This is a genomic window from Sivoneniella epilithica UHCC 1019 (assembly GCF_040830845.1).
In the GTDB taxonomy this organism is placed as follows: domain Bacteria; phylum Cyanobacteriota; class Cyanobacteriia; order Leptolyngbyales; family Leptolyngbyaceae; genus ULC077BIN1.
Genome location: NZ_JBFPDP010000029.1, coordinates 16,059 through 36,512, shown reverse-complemented (window position 1 = coordinate 36,512; position 20,454 = coordinate 16,059). Strand labels below are relative to the sequence as shown.

General features: G+C 49.7%; 24 protein-coding genes. 6 read left to right on the top strand and 18 right to left on the bottom strand.

What is annotated here, in order from left to right:
• Positions 1-115: 115 nt before the first annotated feature.
• The 5 genes from AB3R30_RS17135 to AB3R30_RS17115 form a co-directional block, all read right to left on the bottom strand.
• Positions 116-1,210: a sugar transferase gene (locus AB3R30_RS17135; protein WP_458650425.1), complete on the bottom strand. Its 1,095-nt coding sequence runs from the start codon at positions 1,208-1,210 to the stop codon at positions 116-118.
• 218 nt (positions 1,211-1,428) lie between these two features.
• A complete protein-coding gene (locus tag AB3R30_RS17130) occupies positions 1,429-2,337 on the bottom strand; it encodes an SDR family oxidoreductase (protein ID WP_458650424.1) in 909 nt (302 codons plus the stop codon).
• Between the two features lie 159 nt (positions 2,338-2,496).
• Complete coding sequence (gene gshB, locus AB3R30_RS17125; protein ID WP_458650423.1) at positions 2,497-3,459, bottom strand: glutathione synthase; 963 nt, start codon at positions 3,457-3,459, stop codon at positions 2,497-2,499.
• Positions 3,460-3,525: 66 nt separating this feature from the next.
• Positions 3,526-3,786: a glutaredoxin 3 gene (gene grxC / locus AB3R30_RS17120; protein ID WP_458650422.1), complete on the bottom strand. Its 261-nt coding sequence runs from the start codon at positions 3,784-3,786 to the stop codon at positions 3,526-3,528.
• Between the two features lie 88 nt (positions 3,787-3,874).
• Complete coding sequence (locus tag AB3R30_RS17115; protein WP_458650421.1) at positions 3,875-4,384, bottom strand: tail protein X; 510 nt, start codon at positions 4,382-4,384, stop codon at positions 3,875-3,877.
• An 87-nt stretch (positions 4,385-4,471) separates the two neighbouring features.
• On the opposite strand from AB3R30_RS17115, the gene AB3R30_RS17110 reads away from it, so the two are divergent.
• Together AB3R30_RS17110 and rbsK are read left to right on the top strand one after the other, a co-directional pair.
• Entirely contained in the window at positions 4,472-4,966 is a 495-nt protein-coding gene (locus AB3R30_RS17110; RefSeq protein WP_458650420.1) for a DUF427 domain-containing protein, read from the top strand.
• Between the two features lie 3 nt (positions 4,967-4,969).
• Positions 4,970-5,893 carry a ribokinase gene (rbsK, locus tag AB3R30_RS17105; protein ID WP_458650419.1) on the top strand — a complete coding sequence of 308 codons (924 nt, stop codon included), beginning with the start codon at positions 4,970-4,972 and terminating at the stop codon, positions 5,891-5,893.
• A gap of 74 nt (positions 5,894-5,967) precedes the next feature.
• On the opposite strand, the gene AB3R30_RS17100 is transcribed toward rbsK, so the two are convergent.
• The 7 genes from AB3R30_RS17100 to AB3R30_RS17070 form a co-directional block, all read right to left on the bottom strand.
• Entirely contained in the window at positions 5,968-6,519 is a 552-nt protein-coding gene (locus AB3R30_RS17100) for an FKBP-type peptidyl-prolyl cis-trans isomerase (RefSeq protein ID WP_458650418.1), read from the bottom strand.
• A 159-nt stretch (positions 6,520-6,678) separates the two neighbouring features.
• Positions 6,679-7,437: an HAD family hydrolase gene (locus AB3R30_RS17095; RefSeq protein WP_458650417.1), complete on the bottom strand. Its 759-nt coding sequence runs from the start codon at positions 7,435-7,437 to the stop codon at positions 6,679-6,681.
• Between the two features lie 89 nt (positions 7,438-7,526).
• On the bottom strand, positions 7,527-8,711 hold the full coding sequence (locus tag AB3R30_RS17090; RefSeq protein ID WP_458650416.1) for an AI-2E family transporter: 1,185 nt from the start codon (positions 8,709-8,711) through the stop codon (positions 7,527-7,529).
• A gap of 133 nt (positions 8,712-8,844) precedes the next feature.
• Complete coding sequence (locus tag AB3R30_RS17085; RefSeq protein ID WP_458650415.1) at positions 8,845-9,024, bottom strand: hypothetical protein; 180 nt, start codon at positions 9,022-9,024, stop codon at positions 8,845-8,847.
• 32 nt (positions 9,025-9,056) lie between these two features.
• Positions 9,057-9,683 carry a class I SAM-dependent methyltransferase gene (locus tag AB3R30_RS17080; protein WP_458650414.1) on the bottom strand — a complete coding sequence of 209 codons (627 nt, stop codon included), beginning with the start codon at positions 9,681-9,683 and terminating at the stop codon, positions 9,057-9,059.
• A 50-nt stretch (positions 9,684-9,733) separates the two neighbouring features.
• Positions 9,734-10,090 (bottom strand): DUF952 domain-containing protein, encoded by a 357-nt coding sequence (locus AB3R30_RS17075; protein ID WP_458650413.1) that lies wholly within the window; start codon positions 10,088-10,090, stop codon positions 9,734-9,736.
• Entirely contained in the window at positions 10,080-10,697 is a 618-nt protein-coding gene (locus AB3R30_RS17070; RefSeq protein ID WP_458650412.1) for a Uma2 family endonuclease, read from the bottom strand. Before AB3R30_RS17070 ends, AB3R30_RS17075 begins: the two co-directional genes overlap by 11 nt.
• Before the next feature lie 109 nt (positions 10,698-10,806).
• Between AB3R30_RS17070 and AB3R30_RS17065 the strand changes: the two genes are divergently transcribed.
• The 3 genes from AB3R30_RS17065 to AB3R30_RS17055 all read left to right on the top strand — a co-directional run bounded on the left by AB3R30_RS17065 (position 10,807) and on the right by AB3R30_RS17055 (position 14,497).
• Positions 10,807-11,850, top strand: a complete 1,044-nt coding sequence (locus AB3R30_RS17065) for an ABC transporter ATP-binding protein (RefSeq protein WP_458650411.1) — start codon at positions 10,807-10,809, stop codon at positions 11,848-11,850.
• Between the two features lie 142 nt (positions 11,851-11,992).
• Positions 11,993-12,823, top strand: coding sequence for an ABC transporter permease (locus AB3R30_RS17060; RefSeq protein WP_458650410.1), 831 nt, complete (start codon positions 11,993-11,995; stop codon positions 12,821-12,823).
• A 114-nt stretch (positions 12,824-12,937) separates the two neighbouring features.
• Positions 12,938-14,497 carry a GldG family protein gene (locus tag AB3R30_RS17055; RefSeq protein WP_458650409.1) on the top strand — a complete coding sequence of 520 codons (1,560 nt, stop codon included), beginning with the start codon at positions 12,938-12,940 and terminating at the stop codon, positions 14,495-14,497.
• 8 nt (positions 14,498-14,505) lie between these two features.
• Here AB3R30_RS17055 and AB3R30_RS17050 read toward each other — a convergent pair whose 3' ends face one another.
• A complete protein-coding gene (locus tag AB3R30_RS17050) occupies positions 14,506-15,024 on the bottom strand; it encodes a hypothetical protein (RefSeq protein ID WP_458650408.1) in 519 nt (172 codons plus the stop codon).
• A gap of 240 nt (positions 15,025-15,264) precedes the next feature.
• Between AB3R30_RS17050 and thyD the strand changes: the two genes are divergently transcribed.
• Entirely contained in the window at positions 15,265-16,188 is a 924-nt protein-coding gene (gene thyD, locus AB3R30_RS17045) for a thylakoid membrane protein ThyD (RefSeq protein ID WP_458650407.1), read from the top strand.
• A gap of 12 nt (positions 16,189-16,200) precedes the next feature.
• Here thyD and AB3R30_RS17040 read toward each other — a convergent pair whose 3' ends face one another.
• From AB3R30_RS17040 to AB3R30_RS17020, 5 genes are all read right to left on the bottom strand, one after another.
• Positions 16,201-16,446, bottom strand: coding sequence for a hypothetical protein (locus tag AB3R30_RS17040; protein WP_458650406.1), 246 nt, complete (start codon positions 16,444-16,446; stop codon positions 16,201-16,203).
• Positions 16,447-16,494: 48 nt separating this feature from the next.
• Positions 16,495-17,010 carry an ureidoglycolate lyase gene (locus tag AB3R30_RS17035; RefSeq protein ID WP_458650405.1) on the bottom strand — a complete coding sequence of 172 codons (516 nt, stop codon included), beginning with the start codon at positions 17,008-17,010 and terminating at the stop codon, positions 16,495-16,497.
• A gap of 72 nt (positions 17,011-17,082) precedes the next feature.
• Positions 17,083-17,874 (bottom strand): uracil phosphoribosyltransferase, encoded by a 792-nt coding sequence (gene upp, locus AB3R30_RS17030; protein WP_458650404.1) that lies wholly within the window; start codon positions 17,872-17,874, stop codon positions 17,083-17,085.
• Between the two features lie 3 nt (positions 17,875-17,877).
• Positions 17,878-19,137: a URC4/urg3 family protein gene (locus AB3R30_RS17025; RefSeq protein WP_458650403.1), complete on the bottom strand. Its 1,260-nt coding sequence runs from the start codon at positions 19,135-19,137 to the stop codon at positions 17,878-17,880.
• Complete coding sequence (locus AB3R30_RS17020) at positions 19,137-20,411, bottom strand: GTP cyclohydrolase II (RefSeq protein ID WP_458650402.1); 1,275 nt, start codon at positions 20,409-20,411, stop codon at positions 19,137-19,139. The genes AB3R30_RS17025 and AB3R30_RS17020 overlap by 1 nt, the downstream gene beginning before the upstream one ends.
• Positions 20,412-20,454 lie beyond the last annotated feature (43 nt).

The following is a 20,454-nucleotide window of genomic DNA, read 5'->3' as shown; positions in this document are numbered from 1 at the left end:
AGGGTGAAAGGAAGGGCAAGAAGTCGTGTTAAGTGTAATGGCTAAACGCGAAACTAAACAAAAATCTCGAAGATCCCTTTCCTTATAGCATGAACTAGAACAAGCGTCCTAAAAACTACATTGCGCCGGATTTTTTGTTGAAGATGACTAAGATAGTTTTGACAATTAGCTCTAGATCGTATTTCAAGCTCCAGTTTTCCTGATATTTCAGGTCAAGCTGCACAATGTCTTCAAAGTTTTTCACCGACGATCGCCCGTTTACTTGCCATTCACCCGTCATACCGGGTTTGATATCCAACCGCTGCCATTGGGGAATCTCGTATTTTTCCACTTCATCGGGCGTGGGGGGACGGGTGCCCACTAAGCTCATTTCACCCTTCAGCACGTTCCAAAATTGGGGAAGTTCATCCAGGCTGGTTTTTCGTAAAATTCGACCGACGCGAGTAATCCGGGGATCATTCTTTGCCTTAAAAATCGCGCCTTCGGCATCATTTTGAACGAGGTGCTTTTTGGCTTCGGCATCAGTCACCATTGACCGAAACTTCCACATTTTGAAGCGCTTCCCCATTTGAGAGCAGCGGACTTGACCAAAAAAGAGGGGACCAGGGCTATCCAGTTTAATGGCGATCGCGATCGGAATAATTAGCACACCCGTAATCGCTAGTCCAATCATGGAACCCACAATATCAATTACCCGCTTGGGCACCGACTTAACAGACGGATGAGTAATAAACGGCTGTTCGTCCGCTTTGACCCTATTTCTGAGACGCTGCGGCATTAACCTGCCTGGAGTGCCCTCAGCCGATTCCTGCATTGAGTTTGAAGCTAGAGCAGTGGGCTGAGAATTTGCCAGGGAAGCAGCAGAGAATACCGACGGCACCCCTTGTTCGATTACAAAAAATTTATCTAAGTCCGCTAAAGCCAGCGCTGACATCACTTGCGGCGGCACATTTTGTAACACAAGATTAAATCCTGTTTTTTGCGCCATTTTACGGCTGGCAACTAGAGCACCAATGCCGCTGCTATCCATAAACTTTGTTTCACTAAAGTCAAGCGCAATCCGCATTAAGTCAGGATTATTTTGACAAACGTCTTGAAAGCTCTGCTTGAACTCCACTGCTTTTTTGACTGTAAAAACGGGTGGAATCTGAATGGAGCAGGCATGATCCAATATTGTTACTTGACTAGGGTTTCCGTTAGATTCAACCACAACGCTAGCTCAACTTATGTAAGTGGACTGTAAAGCAATTGGTAGATAAGGCAGCATATCGAACTGAAATATACTGTAATGTTGCACCCTGCATCTTAATCACGAGGTTACTCAATGAGGATATGGAACTTGAGATGGTTCGTAAGCTTTTGAACTCGCTTCACCCGCTTTCATCTGTCAATAATCCTCACAGTAAAAATCCTCACAGTAAAATCCAATCATTGGTGCGATCGCTTCCACTCCTCCGCCACCAAATCCAGTCCATAAAATCGCTGCCAAAACCGATCAACCGTTTTAGTAGACAGCACCTTCGTCAGGAAAAATAGTAAAAACCGACCTCCTGTGGCAGCCACATAGCGCGGCTGAGGACGACGGGTGTTGAGAGCTTTGATAATCACCCCTGCGACTCGCTCCGAAGTCCAAGCATTGGCGCTTGTTTGCTTCTCTAGCGCCTCCATTTTTTGAAAAGCTGCATAATAGGGCGTAGTTTCTGGATTGGGAAACATCTTAGTGATCTCTTGTCGCACCACTTCAAAAAAGTTTGTGCTAACGGGACCTGGTTCAATTACGCTCACCTGAATGTTAAAGGGTTGCAGTTCCATCCGTAGGGTATCGCTGAGAGCTTCCAGGGCAAATTTGGAAGCACTATACAGCCCTCCAAAAGGAAAGGCAGTTCTGCCACCAATGGAACTGATGTTGATGATTTTGCCACCCCCGCGATCGCGCATTGCCGGAATCAGCGACTGGATCAGCGTTAATGGACCCAATACATTCACCTCAAACTGGCGACGGGCGGCTTCAGGCGGAACCAGTTCCAAAACGCCCATTTGTCCATACCCTGCATTGTTGACCAATGCATCGACCTGACCAAAGCGCTCTAATGCAACTTTTGCCAGCGTTTGCACCTGATCAAGCTGCGTCAGATCAGTAGCAACGGTTAGGGTTTCCGCACCAGATTTATGGCACAGAGTTGCCACCGCATCAAGTTTTTCGAGGTTACGAGCCGCTAAAACTAATCGAATACCTGGATATTGCTGGGCTAAAACCTGCGCTAAGGCAGCGCCGATTCCGGTAGAAGCGCCTGTAATCAAGACAACTTGTTCGGCAAGGTTGGAAGATGGAGGCATGAATTACGAGGAAACCAATCCATAAGGTAAGGACGCTACTATCTTGGCATTGTGTAGGGTAAATCGCACTAATTGTGCCCATAGGATAAAGAGTTTCAACGTATCTTCATCAATGTCAATTATTTTTAGATGAATTTGCTTTTAAGTGAATCTACGGATTTAAGTCTGTTTGGCTACCCACTCAACCACTTGCTGTCCTAAACACAGGTTATCTAAACGATCAATTTCTCGGATGCCCGTTGGACTGGTCACATTTACCTCAGTCAGATAACCGCCAATAATATCAATCCCCACAAAGATCAAACCATCACGGCGCAGGGTGGGCGCAAGCTGAGTGCAAATGTCTCGTTCGCGATCGCTGATTTCAGTTTGGGCAACTCTGCCGCCCACTGCCATATTGCCGCGAAACTCCTTGCCAGTAGGAATGCGATTCACGGCACCAATGGGTTCACCATTGAGCAAAATAATCCGCTTGTCGCCTAATTTGGCTTCGGATAAGTAGGTCTGCACCATGACAGGCACCTGCCCTTGAAATGTGCTGATTTCAACCAGGGAATTGAAGTTGCGATCGCTAGGATCAAGAAACAAAATCCCTTCCCCCGCCTTGCCACCCAACGGTTTGATAATAGCGGCTCCCTGGCGCTCCAAGAATTCTCGTATCACCAACTTATCCTGACTGACAATGGTTTCAGGAATCGCCTGAGCAAATTGCAGCGCATACATTTTTTCGTTGGCAGCCCGAATGCCTTGGGGCGCATTAATGACTAAAGTTTTTGCGGGATCAACGTAATCCAAAATGTAAGTCGCATAGAGGTAGGGCACCGTCACAGGGGGGTCGGTTCGCATGAAAACGGCATCCATTGTTTCTAAGGGCTGACGCTCTGGCTGACCCACTTCAAACCAAGGATTTACCGCGACCCACAGCCCATTTACTAATGTGACTGGCGTAAGCTGCACCGATTGAAGCAATGCGGAGGCTTTCCCACCACTCACTGCCAGCGAGTTTACCTGAGTAATCCAAACTTCGTGCCCTAATAGTTGGGCAGCTTCCATTAACGCCACACTGGAGTCGTGACCAGGATCTAACCGTGCGATCGGATCAATAATAAAAGCAAATTTCACAGGTCGTTCCTAGCGCTAAAGCAAATTATTGAACACAGATATAGGGTGGTCAAAATAGACTGCTCCCTAACCGACAAGCAGTGGATCAAGTTTGTTGGCAGAGTTTAAGGCGTATAAGTCATCGCAGCCGCCAATGTGTTGATCGTTGATAAAAATCTGAGGGAGCGATCGCTGCCCGTGCGATCGCTCTGACATCACTGCCCGTGCTGCTTCATCGCCATCAATACAATATTCTGTAAACTCAACCCCTTTCTTGGTGAGCAAAGCTTTCGCCCGAATACAAAAAGGGCAGGTACTCCAGGTATACACTTCAACGGTGGCAGACATAGTTCTTTACATTTATGTTTAGCTTATTCTACTCGGTTGCGGGAAGAAGCACGACGGATCATGGTTTACCAACCTATAGAGGACTAACCTAGGGAGGACTGACCGACAAGGGGTCAGGAGCAGGGGTTGCAGGCACCACTGCCATGGTCAAAGAACGTTCTTCTAAATCGCAGCCCTGGACTTGAACCAGAACGCTCACCGGATCATTCATCAGCGTTTTGGGTGCCGTATAAACAGCGCGACTGCTGGCAGAACTGCCTTGAGGATTGATCTTACCGCGATCGGCTTTCCAGGTGAATAGCACAGGTTTTCGGTCTGGATTTTCTAGCCGAACGGTAATGGCTCGTTTTTCTCCGGCAGGAACGACAATAGGCAGCCCTTCAGGAAGCTGAGGTTCATCCTCTGCAAACTCTGGGTTAAGACTTAGCTTGTTGACAGACACACTCAGAATTCTTGCTGTGCAGACGTTGCTTAACGTTTCACCTTGAAACAAAGGTTGAACGATTAAGTCCCAAGTGCCATAGCCAATAATTGCTGCGATCGCGATTGGCGACCCCACTCGACTAATTTGATCAATCCAAGACTGATTTTCTGGCATGATAAGGACGAGTTCTAAACCACGCTGCTTTTGACCATATCAAATTTTGGCAATGGATCATCTGCTAGTCCTTAATCCGGTTTAACCATGCACCCCGATCGCATTGAGCCTCAGCCCGGTCAAGAATCTGTATGGGACTATCCCCGCCCTCCGCGCTTGGAGGAAACCTCAAAACATATCCAGATTATTTTTAATGGAGTCGCGATCGCGGATACGCATCACGCTAAACGAGTGGTAGAAACCAGTCATCCGCCTGTTTATTACATTCCCCCTGCCGACATTAAGCTGGAATATTTGGTGAAAAGCCCCCGCTCCACCTACTGCGAATGGAAAGGACAGGGCGCTTACTATACGGTTGTTGTGGGAGATAAGCAGGCTGAGAATGTCGGCTGGTATTATCCGCAGCCAACGGAAGACTTTGCCGACATTAAAGATCACGTTGCTTTTTATCCAGCCCCCATGGATGCTTGCTATGTGGATAGCGAAAAAGTGCAGCCTCAACCCGGCAGCTTTTATGGCGGCTGGATTACCAGCGATATTGTCGGTCCCTTCAAAGGTGCGGCTGGAAGTTGGGGGTGGTAAGCCATGTCTATCATTGTGTTTGGCAGCCTCAATATGGATCTGGTCGTGCGATCGCCGCGTTTACTTCAGTCGGGTGAAACGCTGATTGGCTCAGATTTTTATATGACACCGGGCGGCAAGGGCGCAAATCAGGCGGTGGCGGCGGCAAAATTGGGAGTTCTCACAGAAATGATCGGTCGGGTAGGAACTGATTTGTTTGGGTTAGAGCTTCTGGCTGAGTTAAAAGCTGTCGGCGTGGGAACGGATGGCGTTTTGGTAGATGCCACTCATTCAGGCGTGGCGATGATTACGGTGGCGGCAACGGGTGAGAACCAAATCATTGGAGTGTTTGGGGCAAACGGCAATGTAGATGAAACAGATGTGGAGCGGCTGAGAACCAAACTGCTGGACACCCAATTACTACTGTTGCAATTAGAAATACCGATCGCGGCAGTCAAACAAGCGGCTCAGATAGCTCATGGGTTAGGTGTGCAGGTGATTCTCGATCCGGCTCCAGTGCCTACTGAAGCGATCGCGCCTTTGTATCCTTTTATTGATATTCTGATGCCCAACGAAATAGAAGCCGGACAGTTGGTTGGGTTTCCGGTTACTTCCCCTGATACCGCCGCGATCGCAGCGGGGGTGCTGCAACAACAGGGAGCCAAAACGGTGATCGTCAAGCTGGGCGCTCAAGGAGTATTTTGTGCTACGCCAGATGAAACGTTTTTTGTGCCAGCATTTCCAGTCGCAGCGATCGACACTGTGGCGGCAGGAGATGCCTTTGCCGGAGGGTTAACAGCGGCATTAGTAGAAGGCGCATCGTTGCGACAGGCGGTGGTTTGGGGTGCGGCGGCTGGCGCTTTGGCGACCACAAAAAAAGGGGCGCAAGCTGCAATGCCTGATCGCCCCACTTTTAATGCATTTCTCACAGCTAATGGCGTAATCTAACCGCCCGTTCTCTCTTCAAACGGAGACGACATGATTCAGAACTCAAAACTTAGAACTCAAAAATCAAAACTTTTCTAACCTGCACCCAAAAGCTCCACATCAAATATTAGGGTTGCATTGGGCGGAATCACACCACCGGCTCCGCGATCGCCATAGCCTAAGCCAGGTGGAATCACCAACTGACGGCGACCACCAATTTTCATGGTAGAAAGCCCTTCATCCCAACCTTTGATCACTTGTCCAGCCCCCAGCTTGAATTTAAAGGGAGCGCCGCGATCTCGAGAGCTATCAAACTTGGTGCCATCTTCTAAGGTGCCGATGTAATGCACGCTTACAGTTTGACCTTTGACCGGATCAGCGCCCGTGCCTTCAACCAAATCAAGGTATTTTAGACCGGAGGCAGTTGTTACGTAATTTTTAGATGCTTCCACTTTTTTTGCAGTTGTAATGGGGGGAGTAGGCGATTGGGCAATCAGTTGGGCAGACTGAGGCAGGGTAGTTGAAATCGTTTCTGTGGTGGGCAGTTTAGCCGCGATCGCGTTGGGTTGTCCATTGCTAAACTGGGCAACCACCAGAACCAGCACACATGCCAGCATGACTCCCAAACTGACTAAAATCTCTTTCACAGCAAGCCTCCTATGCCATACCTGTTTGTGTCATACCTGTTTACAGTCAATCGTTGTAAATGACTAACGCTGACGCTTAGACATTGTAACCATTTCAGGGTTCATTCGATCTGTTGAAGCAGTTTAGAATCTCAACTCGCAGTTTTGAGGTTTATGCGATTACGGACTGTCTGCCAGCGATCGCGCCAGCGCCACATCAAAGTAGGATTTTTCGCCCGCATTACCTGCAATCACTTGAAAAGGCGCATCCGGTTCGCCAAACTGATCAAGCACGATCGCCGCCCCCGAAAAGGTATGGTTTTTAGTGTAATCATTCAGGGTGATCACCGTTTTCAGCCCTGCTTGAGCCGCAGATTTTAAGCCTTGCTGCGAGTCTTCCAGCGCCAAACAATCCGCTGGATTTAGCCCCATTTTTTCTAAAGCATATAAATAAATATCAGGAGCAGGCTTTTTCGCCGGAACAATATCACCTGCCGCAATCACTTCAAACCAGTCAAGGCTATCAGACGCGAGTGCCGCTTGCAAAAGTGCCGTCACATTTTCTGGCGTGGTCGTTGTGGCGATCGCCAATCTAAGTCCCGCTTCCCGTGCCTCCTGAATCAGCCGCCGCACACCCGGACGCAAAGGAATACTACCCGCCTGAATCAACGCTTTATAGTGCTTCGTTTTCAGCTTGTGAATTGTGGCTGCCCAAGTGGGCGCATCCGTGGCTAAGGGATAATTAGGCTGATCTTCCTTCAAATACCGCTGCAATCGCTCCTTGCCGCCCGTCGTTTCCAGCAACTCGCCGTAGCGTTCCACCGTCCATTCCCAATCTAATCCTGACTCCGCGAAGGCTTGGTTAAAAGCAATTCGGTGTCCATCTCGCTCGGTATCAGCAAGGGTTCCATCCACATCGAAAATTAGGGCTTGAAGCATAAAAAGAAGGCAAAAGGTAAAAGGTAAAAATTTCTATGAAGTCCCTACGGGTCGGCAAAACTAGGCTAAAGGACTAACAAAGCTCAAAACTATTGGTCTTTTGGCTTGTCGATCGCGTCCGCCCAAAGGTCATCTGGTTCTAAGGGATTATCTAAAGGATTGTCAGTGGATTGCAGGACGGTTTCGGTTAAAACAGCAGGGGCAGTGCCAGCGGGAGCAGATTGGAAAGAGCAGTCTTGAGCCTGAGACGGCACCGTCCACCGATCCATAATATCTTCTACCAGCACTCGTCGAATCCAAATTTGGCAGACCACCACTAAGGGCAAAGCAAGCAGCAATCCCCAAAAGCCAAAAATAGTAGCGAAAAACACTTGAGCTAGTAAGGTAACGGCAGGCAGCAAATTGACCTGTTGCGACATCACATAAGGCGTAAGAAAATTACTCTCAAACTGCTGAATAGCGACATAAAGACCTAATACTAGCAACGCTTTAACGGGCGAATCGATCAGGGCGATCGCCATGGGTGGGATCACGCTAAAAGTCGGACCCAAGTTAGGAATAAAATTGAGCAATCCAGCCAACACCCCATTTGCCAGCGCTGCTTTAACCCCAATAATCGATAGCCCAAGCGTACTCAGCACAGCAATCACGCTCATGCTAATCAGCGCTCCCACAATCCAGCTACCCAACGAACTTTCACATTCTTCAAGAATGCCATCTACCCGCCGCCGATAAAACGATGGGAACAGCCGGATAAATCCACCGCGATAGGCAGCAGGATTCACCAGCATCATGATGCCCAGCACCACAATCAGCAGTACATTCAGCAATGATCCTAAGGAATTAGAGAAAAAGGCAAAAGATCCCCCGAGCAAGCGATTCCCAAACGGCATTGCCTGCTCGATCAGACTATCCACGTCTGGAATATAGCGCTCAAGGTCATCCGGAACCACGTTATCCACAGAATTGACCCAAGTATTTAGCTGGCGAATTCCTTGGGGCACCAGCACATAGATTTCCTGAATCTGTTTGGCAAACGACGGCACAATAATTTGGAAGAACAGCACCAAGGCAGCAACCAAGCATCCAATTGAGATGAGTACGGCAGGCGATCGCTGAATACTCAACTTTTTCTGCAACCAGCGCGCTAGCAAATTTAAGCTATTGGCAAGTACCACTGCTGCAAACACCAACAGCAGCACATCCTTGATTTGCCAAAGGATGTAGACAGCGGCAACCAATGCCAGCAGTGAAAGCCATTCTCCTAATTTCACAAGCCGCTCCAGGAATGAATAGTTTTGAATAGCGAGTCATGACATTTTAATTCCAAGTTTTGACAAACACTAAATCCATTCAAAACTCAACATATCTCCTACGGAGACGCTACGCGAACAAAACTCAAAATTTTCATAACTTAGGGAATTGCGATCGCCAACCCAACGCGATCGCCATTAGTATACTCGGCAACACGACCACAACGAGCGCGGTTATATTGGTTTCAGCAACCTCAAAATAGGGCGCACCATATTTAATGGCGATCGAAATCAGGGCGGAGAGTACAAAAACTTTAACGATAAAAACAACCATTTTGATCTAGAAAAAGTGAAAAAAGGAGATAACTAGCCTTTCTGAGCCTGAATGACTTGCAAGCTGCCACCAGCATGGAGAGAGTGTTTCGTGACTTGGAAACCGATCGCGGTCAATGTTTCCACTAAATCCGTCTTGAGTAGCTGCCAAGCGGTTTCAGTTTCAAATAGCAGCAAAAAAATCGCCACTCCTGGTACAAACACCGGGTTAGTTGGCTGATGAAAATCCACCATTGCAAATGATCCTCCCGGCTTCAGCACCCGATATACCTCGCCAAAGATTTTTTGCAGTTGATCAGGCTCCATCTCATGCATGGCGACGCTGGTATGCACCAGATCAAACTGGCTATCGGCAAAGGGCATCGCCTCGGCAAAGGCTTCGACATACTCGGCTTGGGGCACGTTTTTCTGAGCGCGTTTGAGCGAAAATGGCGAGGCATCTAACCCGGTCACCTGACACGATCGCTCAACCAATACTTGAGTGGTCTGCCCACTGCCACAGCATAAATCCAGCACAGCGGTTTCTGGTGCGATCGTCAGCCCCTCCAAGGCTAGCCGGCGAAATCGCCATTCGCCACCCACGCTCAACGCCGACAATCGAGAAATGCCGTCATAAAGCCACTGATAGCGATAGCTGAGATCTCGAAGAATGGTTGCCATAGAAGAGTTACGAGTGATGAGTTGCGAGTGACGAATGCTCAGTAAGAGGTTTATAGCGGAATGTTTTGAAATGATCCATCTGCTTCTGGTTCAAACTCTATCACTTGAACGATAGCATCTAGGTTCAGTGCGCCGTAGAGATGAGGAAACAGTTCTCCGGTTTCGATCGCATCAAATTGTAGACGGGCTTTGAGGCGATCGCGCTCTATCTTGAGTAGAACCAATCCAGTTTGTCCTGAATAAAAACGGTTGGCAACTCCTACAACTTGGTCAATTGTAGAGCAGTGGATGAAACCTTCTGTTTCCAGGCTGTCCGCTCGATACTCGCCGAGTTGTTGTGCCTGTTGCCACTGCGATCGCGTCGTTATATGAAAAATAAAAATCACTTTATCTTCCTCAAGATTCATCTTTTTGCCGGAGGGTATCTCGGAAGGCGGTGACGGCATCGTGTTGGTCGGCGATCGCGACGCAGCGAGTCAGCAAAGCCAAGTCTAAATCCGGCAACAGTTCGCTGGTGGAAAGCTGCTCATAACCAGACTGACGCAGATGATGAATTTCAAGCTGATCATTTCGCCAAATCCAGACTTCGGTAACGCCTAGCCCTTGATAGACGGCGAGTTTATCGACTAAACCACTTGTAACTACTACTTCGAGCGCAATATCTGGCACCTCTTTTTTCGTATTCAGGTAATAGCACTCGTCAGGCTCCAAGCCTCGCTGCTTTGCCTGTTTGCGATAAGTAGAAGATCCATAGCCATACAGCCGAATGTTTTGCGAGATCGCGTATTGCTCTAACAATCGGGCAATGGTTTTCTTAATACGCTCATGTTTTTCTGATGGCATGAATAATTCTAACCAACCTTCTAAATAGGTCATGCGTAACCCTGACTGATCCAGCAGATCGCGGAGAGTTTCATACTGCTCCCAGGTAATGCCAGCCAGCAGAAACCGCTGGTCGTCTAGTAACGGTTCTTCTAAAAGGATTGGAGCCGCTGCTTCGAGTTTGAGGTTCATGGCAAGTGCCTCGACACATCACTTCAGCTTTATTCTAAGGATTCTCAGGGCGCTACACAGCAAGCTATTCACAAATCTGGTTACACGGTCGTCGCTCTGGTGGTTTACGATGGGCAATGGTCAACGCACCAAAATGCGATCGCAGCGTGACGAGGTGAGCATGATTGAAGTAGAGCATCTCAGCAAACTCTATGGCACGGCTTCGGCGGTTCGTGAAACGATTCCGATGGGAATTGCCGATGTCACGTTTTCTGTGGAGCCGGGGGAGATTTTGGGCTTTTTGGGACCCAACGGAGCCGGAAAAACGACTACGATGCGGATTTTGTCGGGCTATTTGCCAGCCACTAGCGGGACGGCGAAAGTAGCGGGTTATGAGGTGCATCAGAACTCGATGGCAGTGCGATCGCGGATTGGCTACTTACCGGAAACGCCGCCGCTCTATCCCGATATGACGGTGGAAGGGTTTCTGCATTTTGTGGCGCGAATTAAGGGCGTGAATGCGGGAGATCGCGCAGCAAAGGTGAAGTCGGCGCTGGTAAAAACTAGCTTGATGGATCGTCGTACTAGCTTGATTCGTAAGCTTTCTAAAGGCTATCGGCAACGAGTGGGCATTGCTCAAGCGATCGTCCATGATCCACCCGTGATTATTTTGGATGAACCGACGGTGGGGCTTGATCCACGGCAAATTATTGAAGTCCGCAATTTGATTAAAAATCTGGCAGGCAGCCATACGGTGATTCTCTCAACCCACATTTTGCCGGAAGTGAGCATGACCTGTAGCCGGGTGGCGATTATTCACCAGGGGCGCGTGGTGGCGACAAATACGCCGGAGCAGTTGATGGCGCAGCGAGGGGGCGGTTCTGGCTACGAATTGGAGATTGAGGGCAGTTGGGAAGACGCGCAACGGGTGATTCAATCGGTGGCAGAAGTGCAGGGTGTGAAGTCGGTGGCGGCTGAGTTGCCAGAAGGATTGTGTCGGGTGCGCGTGGTAGGTGCTGAAGGGGAGTTGTCGGGGCGATCGCTAGCAGGGGCGATCGTCGGGTCTGGCTTAGGCTTATTGGAAATGCGTCGGGTACAAGCCAGTTTGGAGGATGTGTTTTTGCAATTGACAATGGAGGATGTCACAACGGACGCAGCAGACAGTGAAACGTAGGGGCGTAGCATTTGGCAGTCGGTCTCTAATCGAGTCGTCAACTTATTGCCCAAATGCCACGCCCTCTTACTCTTACGATCGCCGAAGTTTTGTATTCAGGTAAGCGCCAACGGGTGTTTTTGGAGAGGAGGATAGGGACTAGATGAAAATCTTGAACAGAATTCAAATTATTTTTGCAAATATTGTGGCAATTTATCGCCGGGAGTTGCAGAGCTATTTTGTCTCGCCGCTGGCATACCTGATTGCAGGAGTATTTTGGCTGTTGGCAGGTTTTTTCTTTGTGGCTCTGCTGCTGGGACCCCAGGGAATTATTCAGCAAGCAGCACAGGCTGATTTGGTGGGTCAACAAGCAGGAATTCCGGTGCCGCCTGTGGATGTGCCGTATCAGTTTTTACAGTTTTTCTTGGGTGTTTTGGGTTCTCTCTCGCTGTTCATTTTGCCCGTGCTGTCAATGGGTCTATATGCGGAGGAACGCAAGCGGCGGACGTTGGAGCTTCTGGCAACATCACCGATTACAAATTGGGCGATCGCCGTGGGCAAGCTGCTAGCAGTGGTCACCTTTTTCACAACGCTAGTGCTGCCGCTGATGGTCTATCAAGCGATCGCTCTCAATGCCAGCAGTCCACCAATCAATAGTGCCATCATGCTATCTGGACATTTGGGGCTAATTCTGCTGGCGGCGGCGATTTTGTCTCTGGGTATGTTCATCTCGTCCTTGACTGAAAGCACGATTTTGGCGGCGGTGTTTACCTTTGCGCTGGTGCTATTTCTTTGGGTGATTGACCTGGTGGGCAAAAGTATTGGCGGTTCAGTTGGGGACGCGATCGCCCATTTCTCCCTACTCAAGCACTACACCAACCTAGTTCAGGGCATTGTTGATAGCAGCAGCCTCATTGTTTTTGCTAGCTATATTTTCCTCGGTATTTTCCTCACCGCTCAATCAATTGATGGACTGCGATTCCAGCGATCGTAAGTAAGAGAAGAAAGTTTTGAGTTTTTAATTTTGAGTTTTGAGTTAGGAAGATAAAAAAAGTTCTGAGTTTTGAGTTCGCCATTTGTCATTCGCAAATCGTCATTCGTCATTTTTATGAAATCTCTTCGTCCCTTTCTCAAATATTTGCTTTGGTTCGCGCCCATGCTGGTTGTGGCAGGGTTGACGGCTGGAGTGGTGGCGGGTTGGGGAGCGATTCCGGTGGGAATGATAGTGGCGGGAGTGGCGATCGCGGGTCTAGGATTGCTGGCATTAGAAAGCCCATCCTCTGGACAGCCGGGATTTTGGCGACGGCGATCGACGGAGGCAGGGGCAAATGCGGTGGTGTCCACGCTGGCAGTTCTAGCAATTTTGGGACTGATCAATTTTTTAGCTGCCAAGAATGTCTCGCGCGTGGATTTAACAGAAAATCAGCAGTTTACTCTGGCACCCCAAACTCAGGAGTTGGTTCGCAGTTTGCCGCAACCTGTGAAAGTGTGGGTGTTTGACAAGCAGCAAAATCCACAAGATCGAGAACTGCTAGAAAGCTATCAACGGTTGGGCAAGCAATTTAGTTTTGAGTTTGTCGATCCGCAGGCTGCGCCTTCCTTGGCAAAACAGCTTGAGATGAAAAATATTGGCGAGGTGATTTTGGAGCGATCGCCCAATCAGCCGACTAATCAGCGCAAGCAGTTTGTGCAAGCGGTGAATGCTCAAGATCGGCTATCTGAAGTGAAGCTAACGAATGCGATTGAGCAAATTAACAGCGATCGCAAATCCACGGTTTATTTCCTGCAAGGGCACGGGGAACGGGCGATCGACGGTGGAAAGGGCGCAATGGATCAAGCGGTGAAGTTGCTAGGCGACAAGAATTTTATCGGCAAACCACTGAACCTGGCGGAAAGCCGCAAGTTGCCTGAGGATGCCGATGTCATTGTTGTTGCCGGACCGCAAAAGCCTCTGTTAGCCGCTGAAGTGACCACTCTCAAAACCTATCTAGACAAAGGTGGTAATTTGCTCCTGCTGATTGACCCGACCAACCCTGACCCCAAACTTGACCCAGTGCTAACTCAGTGGGGCGTGTCGCTGGATCAGCGCGTGGCGATCGATACATCTGGTGGAGGCAAGCTAGTCAACCTCGGACCGGCTGATGCCTTGGTCAGTCAGTTTGGAGATCATCCCATTACCAAAGATTTGCAGGAAAACCTAGCGTTTTTCTCCGTGGCGCGTCCATTGGGCATCAAAGAAGTAACCGGAGTGAAAGCTACACCACTACTGTTTACCAATGCCACCAGTTGGGCAGAAAGCGATTTGAAATCTCAACCCCTTCAGTACGATGCGCCTGCCGATCAGCAAGGACCCTTAGTATTGGGGTTTGCCTTAACTCGTCCTGTAAGCGGCAAAAAAACAGAGTCTCGACTAGTCGTGATTGGCAATTCTAGCTTTGTCGCCAACGGCTTGCTAGAGCAGGTGGCAAACGGAGATGTGTTTTTCAACTCGGTGCGCTGGCTGAGTCAACAAGAGCAACCTGTTTTGGCAGTGCGCCCCAAGGATGCCAAAAATCGCCGGATTAATCTGACAACCCAGCAAGCAAGTTTGACCAGTTGGCTAGCGCTGGGAATTTTGCCGCTGTTGGCGTTTGGCACCGCGATCGCGGTTTGGTGGAAACGCCGATAATCGGTGATTCACTTGATTTCATCCCAAGCGCCCCGATTGGCGATACCATATTCCTGCCGCAGAGACTCTAGCGATCGCCCCATCACGCGATCGGATTGAATATAGGCATCAATCTTTTTGCAAACCGTTAAACCTTGCCGAATCCCTTGCAGATATAGACGGCAGACCTGCATCGGATTCAAATAGTTGCCACCCCACGCCTCACCTCGAAACGATTGCGCTAATAACTCAAAAAACACGCCGATGCTTTGCAGATAGTAATACCAGGGTCGTCGCCAAGTCAGCGCCGTCAGCAAAAAGCCAATCAGCCGCAGTTCCTGATCCAAACTGGTGCTATAGCCCGTCACCACATGCATGATGTCGTGTCGCTGCAAATCGTGCCAAGGAATCCGCAGAATGCCGACTTGCAGATCGCGATCGCGGACAAACGTTGGATTCGCCTGATAGTAGCGCTCCAAACCTTGTTGCAGTGTCAGAGGCACTGTTGAGTCAACTGAGTTAACAGTCAAACTTTTTAGTGGCTGCATGATAATTGCCATCCTCATTACGGAACGTTTATCGTCTTTTCAGTCTGCCACGTGCAATAAAAAAACTTTCTTTTTGAGTTCAACAACTAAAAGTGTCCTACCCCAAGCAACTCTCTTTGAAATCAAGCAAAAAACCCCGAAGGCTTATACTGAGGGACGGGAGAAAGCAAGGGCAAGTTGGCGGCATAAGAATAGGAGCCAACAGCAGCAAATCACTAAACTATTGATTGAGAGGTTCTCATGAGAGTGGCAGTAACAGGGGCAACAGGGTTTGTGGGTAGCCGTTTGGTTGAGCGGCTGCAAGCAGACGGGCATCAAGTATTGGTGCTGGCAAGAAATCCAGAGCGGGCGGGACGAATATTTCCCACGGCAGCTTTTCCAGCGGTAGAAATTGTAGCGTATACCCCGTTAGAGTCGGGCGAGTGGCAGCAGCGTTTATCGGGTTGCGATGGCGTAGTCAACTTGGCGGGAGAGCCGATTTCGGAGCGCTGGACAGCGACCCATAAGCAAGGCATTGTAGAAAGTCGGCAAGTGGGCACACAAAAACTGGTGGAGGCGATCGCCCAGGCAAATCCTAAGCCATCGGTATTAGTCAGCGCGTCGGCGATCGGGTTTTATGGCACCAGCGAAACGGCAGCTTTTGAAGAAACGAGTCCGGCAGGCAATGACTTTTTAGCAGATGTCTGCAAAGTGTGGGAGGCAGAAGCGCAGAGGGTAAAAGAGACAGGCGTGCGATTGGTGATTTTACGGTTGGGGATTGTCTTGGGGATGGGCGGCGCGATCGCTAAAATGTTGACCCCATTCAAACTGTTTGCAGGCGGACCGATTGGCACGGGCAAGCAGTGGTTTTCCTGGATTCATCGTGAGGATGTCGTCAATCTGATCATGCAAGCCTTAACTCAGCCCAGCATGGAAGGGGTCTTCAATGCCACTGCTCCTAACCCGGTTCGGATGGCGGAATTTTGCAATACGCTAGGACAGGTGATGAATCGCCCGTCTTGGCTACCCGTGCCTGCATTTGCGATCGAGGCGTTGCTAGGAGATGGCGCGATCGTCGTTTTGGAAGGTCAACAGGTATTGCCAAAACGGACTCAAGCTACCGAATTTCAATATCAATATCCTGCCTTGAAAATAGCCTTGGAAGAAGTACTCGCACAAGAATAAGCCTCTGGCATTTCATCCAGCCCGATCGAACTTTTTGGATACCCAACTGGAAACGCCACTGACGATCGCGCCAGTCATCAAAATTCCGATCGCAGGCTGTACTACAGGTTGCCACAGTTTGTACCACAGGTCTAAGCCGAGGGGAACGCCACTAGTGCGACCCACCACCGCGATCGCTAACCAGACAAAACAGAACAGCACAAAAAACAAATTTGCCATCAACGCTAGATTCAGCCAGTCCAGCAGTTTGTCTTTCATGGGTTTACTTTCCAAAAGTCGCTCAGCTATCAGCTTACAGCGATTGACTCACCAAACACTACCCCCGATAGAACTGGGCAGGATCTCAAAATCCACTCCATAGGTTTCGAGTAGGTTGCAGGTGTGATGATCGACTAGATTTGTATCACTCAATTCCAAACTATAAAAATCGATCGCGGGTTGCTCAAAATAGGGTCCTGCGTGCCAAGTTCCCTCGTGCAGCTTAATAAAGCAGTTGCCCGGAATCCGAAAGGCGATGATATCTTCCCACTCTGGGGCAGCCGCTTCACTGGGTGCTGCTACTGCCATAAACCACTCTTTTCCTTCTAATGCGCCTAAACATTGAGTGCAGCGTTGGTGTCGGGTGATGTGGTTAAACTTAAGCCCACGATTATGCCGACGCATGATGTAAAGTCGCGGGATGCCGTTTTGGAGTTGAAGTTGAGCGTCGCGATCGCCATAGGGCTGATCATCTGGACAGGCAAAAATCACTTGTCCAAAGGGTTGAAATGTCTCTGAGGTCATCAGTTGAGGGCACAGTTTCAGCAGCAAGTAGGTTTCCATAAACAGTGAGGTGAGAGGTGCGGGTGGCGAGATGAGAGTAGATTCAGGCTCAAATACCCTCGTTCCGCAGATTCATTTGGTGCCAAATAGTCGATCGCCCGCATCGCCCAAACCCGGAATAATGTAGCCGTGTTCATCCAAGCAATCATCAATCGCAGCCGTGTAGATCGGAACATCGGGATGATGAGCATGAAAATTGGCGATCCCTTCGGGTGCCGCTAATAGACAGACGAGCTTGAGGGTCTTAGGGTTCGTTTCTTTGAGCCGATCCACCGCCGCGATCGCCGAATTTCCGGTGGCAACCATCGGATCTACCACAATCATGTCCCGCTCTTCAATATCATGCGGCACTTTGAAGTAATACTCTACCGGAGTCAGCGTATGCGGGTCACGGTATAAGCCAATATGCCCCACCCGTGCCGATGGCATCAACTGCAACATCCCGTCCAAAATGCCCTGACCCGCTCGCATAATCGAGACAATCACCAGCTTTTTTTCAGGAGCCAGCACAGGCGCTTTCATTTCTGCCAGCGGCGTTTTGATCACCTCATATTTCAGCGGCAAATCGCGCGTCACCTCATACGCCAGCAGCATACTAATCTCAATCAGCAGCGATCGAAACTTTGCTGTACTTGTCTCCTCTCGCCGCATGAGTGTCAATTTGTGCTGAATTAAGGGATGGTCAATTACGGTTACTTTTGAGGGCATGGGGAATATAAGTTTTGAGTTTTGAGTTTTGAGTTTTGAGTTTTGAGTTTTGAGTTTTGAGTTTTGAGTTTTGAGTTTTGAGTTTTGTTCGCGAAGCGTTTCCGTAGGAAATATTTTGAGTTTTGAGATTGCCATTCGCCATTCGCTATTCGTCATTTCCTAAAACACTGTGCCGTCGCTGGCGAGTTGGATCGGGGGAGTCCCATTGGGTCGGAGGTGGGCGGCGATCTGTCGCCCGGCTGTCCATGTGCCGCCTTGCAGGATTTTGATGAGGGGAAGATCGATCGCGCTCATACTAAGCTTTTGACGAATGGTTTCGGCAATGCGATCAAGCAGAATGACAGTGAGGGCGCGCCATTCGACGATCGCTTCAGAACTGACCGATTGCGGCTGTTGCAGAATAGTTGAATCTTTGACTTGCAGCAGTCCTAGGTCAATGCATAAACCGCCGTTGCGATATTCGGGCAAGCCAGTGAGTTCGTCTAGTCCAGTAATTTCTAAGCCAAGTTCTTGTAAAGGTTCAAGCAGGGAATAGGTGAGCCATTGGGAAAGTTTGTGGAAGGGGATTAGGGAAGGGAAGAGGAAAGAGGGAAGAGGAATTAGGGCGGAGTGTGTCCATACGTCACCTAAGTTAACTCCAGCGAAAGTGAGCCGCCCTGACCAAATGTTGCTGAAGCCTTCTAGGACGGCGCTGAAGACTTGGGCAGCGGTGAGGGTGCCCTTGTGCGATCGCTCTAGTAGGTAATCTACTAGCATTCCGGGGCGGGGGGATTGAGTGCCGAAGAGGTGGGGATGTTGGGGTAGGGTACGTCCGAGTTGCTGCAACAGTTGGGTGCGACCGGATAAACCCACTAGGGGATTTTTGGAGGTGACTTGAAAACCTGTCGTTAGTGCCTCTTCGGTGATTTTTTGCAGAGCATCCGCGTCAGCTTGAAGTGGCTGGGCGCGATCGCTGGAGAAGATCCCGTGGCAGACCATCCAAAAGCTGGCGATCGCTAACCCTTCTGAGCGAGTGAACATTTGATTGGTGCTGGCTTCGGTGTAGTGCCATGTGGCTCCGGCTCCAGCATCCAGTAAGACGCTAACGATCGCTAGGTCAAATTTGGCGCGAGCTTTTTCAATTGGCGTTAATCCCGTTAGCAATCGCTCTAGGTAGATTAAGCGATCGGTTCCGCCTACTTCAAAGTGTCGCCAGCGGCTATGAAAAGGAATATCCAAATCAGGGTAGTGCTGCTGCATGACGCGCAGAACATAGTCGGCAGTGGGTTCTAGCTGGGTTAAATCGCAGCGAAAGTAGGATAGGCGATCGCTCAATGCCAGTTCAAATAGCTGGGTGCAGCGTTCTCGGATGGCATGGGGCGATCGTAAATAAGCGACCTGATCCAACGGATCGGTCAAGGTGGCGGGTTGACTCAGCATTATTCAGACAGATCCCGTCCTTTTACGCCTGCAAGTCCTAAAGCTGATAAGACAGCCCCATTGGAGTAGTAGCCAGCGGCTTTTTTGGCTTCAATTTCCACCTGAGCATCCAGAGGAATCAAATCCTGGGGAATCGGCACCCGCTCCACAATTTCGATGCCCGATTGAATCACAGCATCGTATTTCATGTTGCTCATAGAAATGAAGCGATCGATGCGAGTAATGCCTAACCAGTGCAGCACATCGGGCATCAGTTCTTGGAAACGCATATCCTGTACGCCAGCGACGCATTCGGTACGGGCAAAGTAGGCATCCGCGCGATCGCCGCCTTCTTGTCGCTTACGGGCGTTATACACCAAAAACTTAGTCACTTCTCCCAACGCCCTTCCTTCCTTGCGCCAGTAGACAATCACCCCGGCTCCGCCCTCTTGAGCCGTTTGCACACAGGCTTCAATGCCGTGAGCCAAGTAGGGACGACAGGTGCAAATATCGGAGCCAAATACATCGGAGCCATTGCATTCATCGTGAACCCGCACGGCTAGAGGGGTGGTGGGGTCGGTAATCGCAGCCGGATCGCCCACCACATAGACGGTCGCGCCCCCGATCGGCGGCAGAAATACATGCAAATCGTGACGGGTGACCAATTCTGGAAACATGCCGCCCGTCTGTTCAAACAGTGCCCGTCGTAGATCGGATTCTGTGACACCGAGCCGTTGGGCGATTCCTGGGAGATACCAGACAGGTTCGATCGCTGCCTTTGTCACCACCAGATCGCCACCCTGTTTCATAATTTTGCCGTCTACCTGCAAGCGTCCTTTCGCGATCGCCTCCACCAGTTCGGGCATATTGATGTGGGCTTGGGTCACCGCGATCGTCGGGCGAATGTCATATCCAGTTTCATACAGCGAGGCGTAGAGTTCTCCGACTAAAGCGCCAAAGGGATCAAGCGAGACAATTTTTTGGGGATCAAACCAAGCGGCATGAGGTCCTACCAAATCAGCCGGAGCCGTATTCGTTAAATCTGCGCGGTGATCTGCCTGTAACTGCCCACTAGCCACTGCCAGCGCTCGATAGATGCCATAGGCACCCGAATGAGAACCAATCACATTCCGTTGAGCAGAATTGGTCAATGTGCCAATAATCGCGCCTCGTTTTAGCGGATCACTGGCTCCCCAATGAATCGGAATCGGCTTTGGTCCAAACCGATTCGGGTGGGAAGTTAGAACAATATGCTTCGATTTTGTGGTGCCATTACCATTTTTTTCAAGCGCCATAGATGCCCCCTGCTTCAAAAGTAGACAGAACGGAGATGCGATC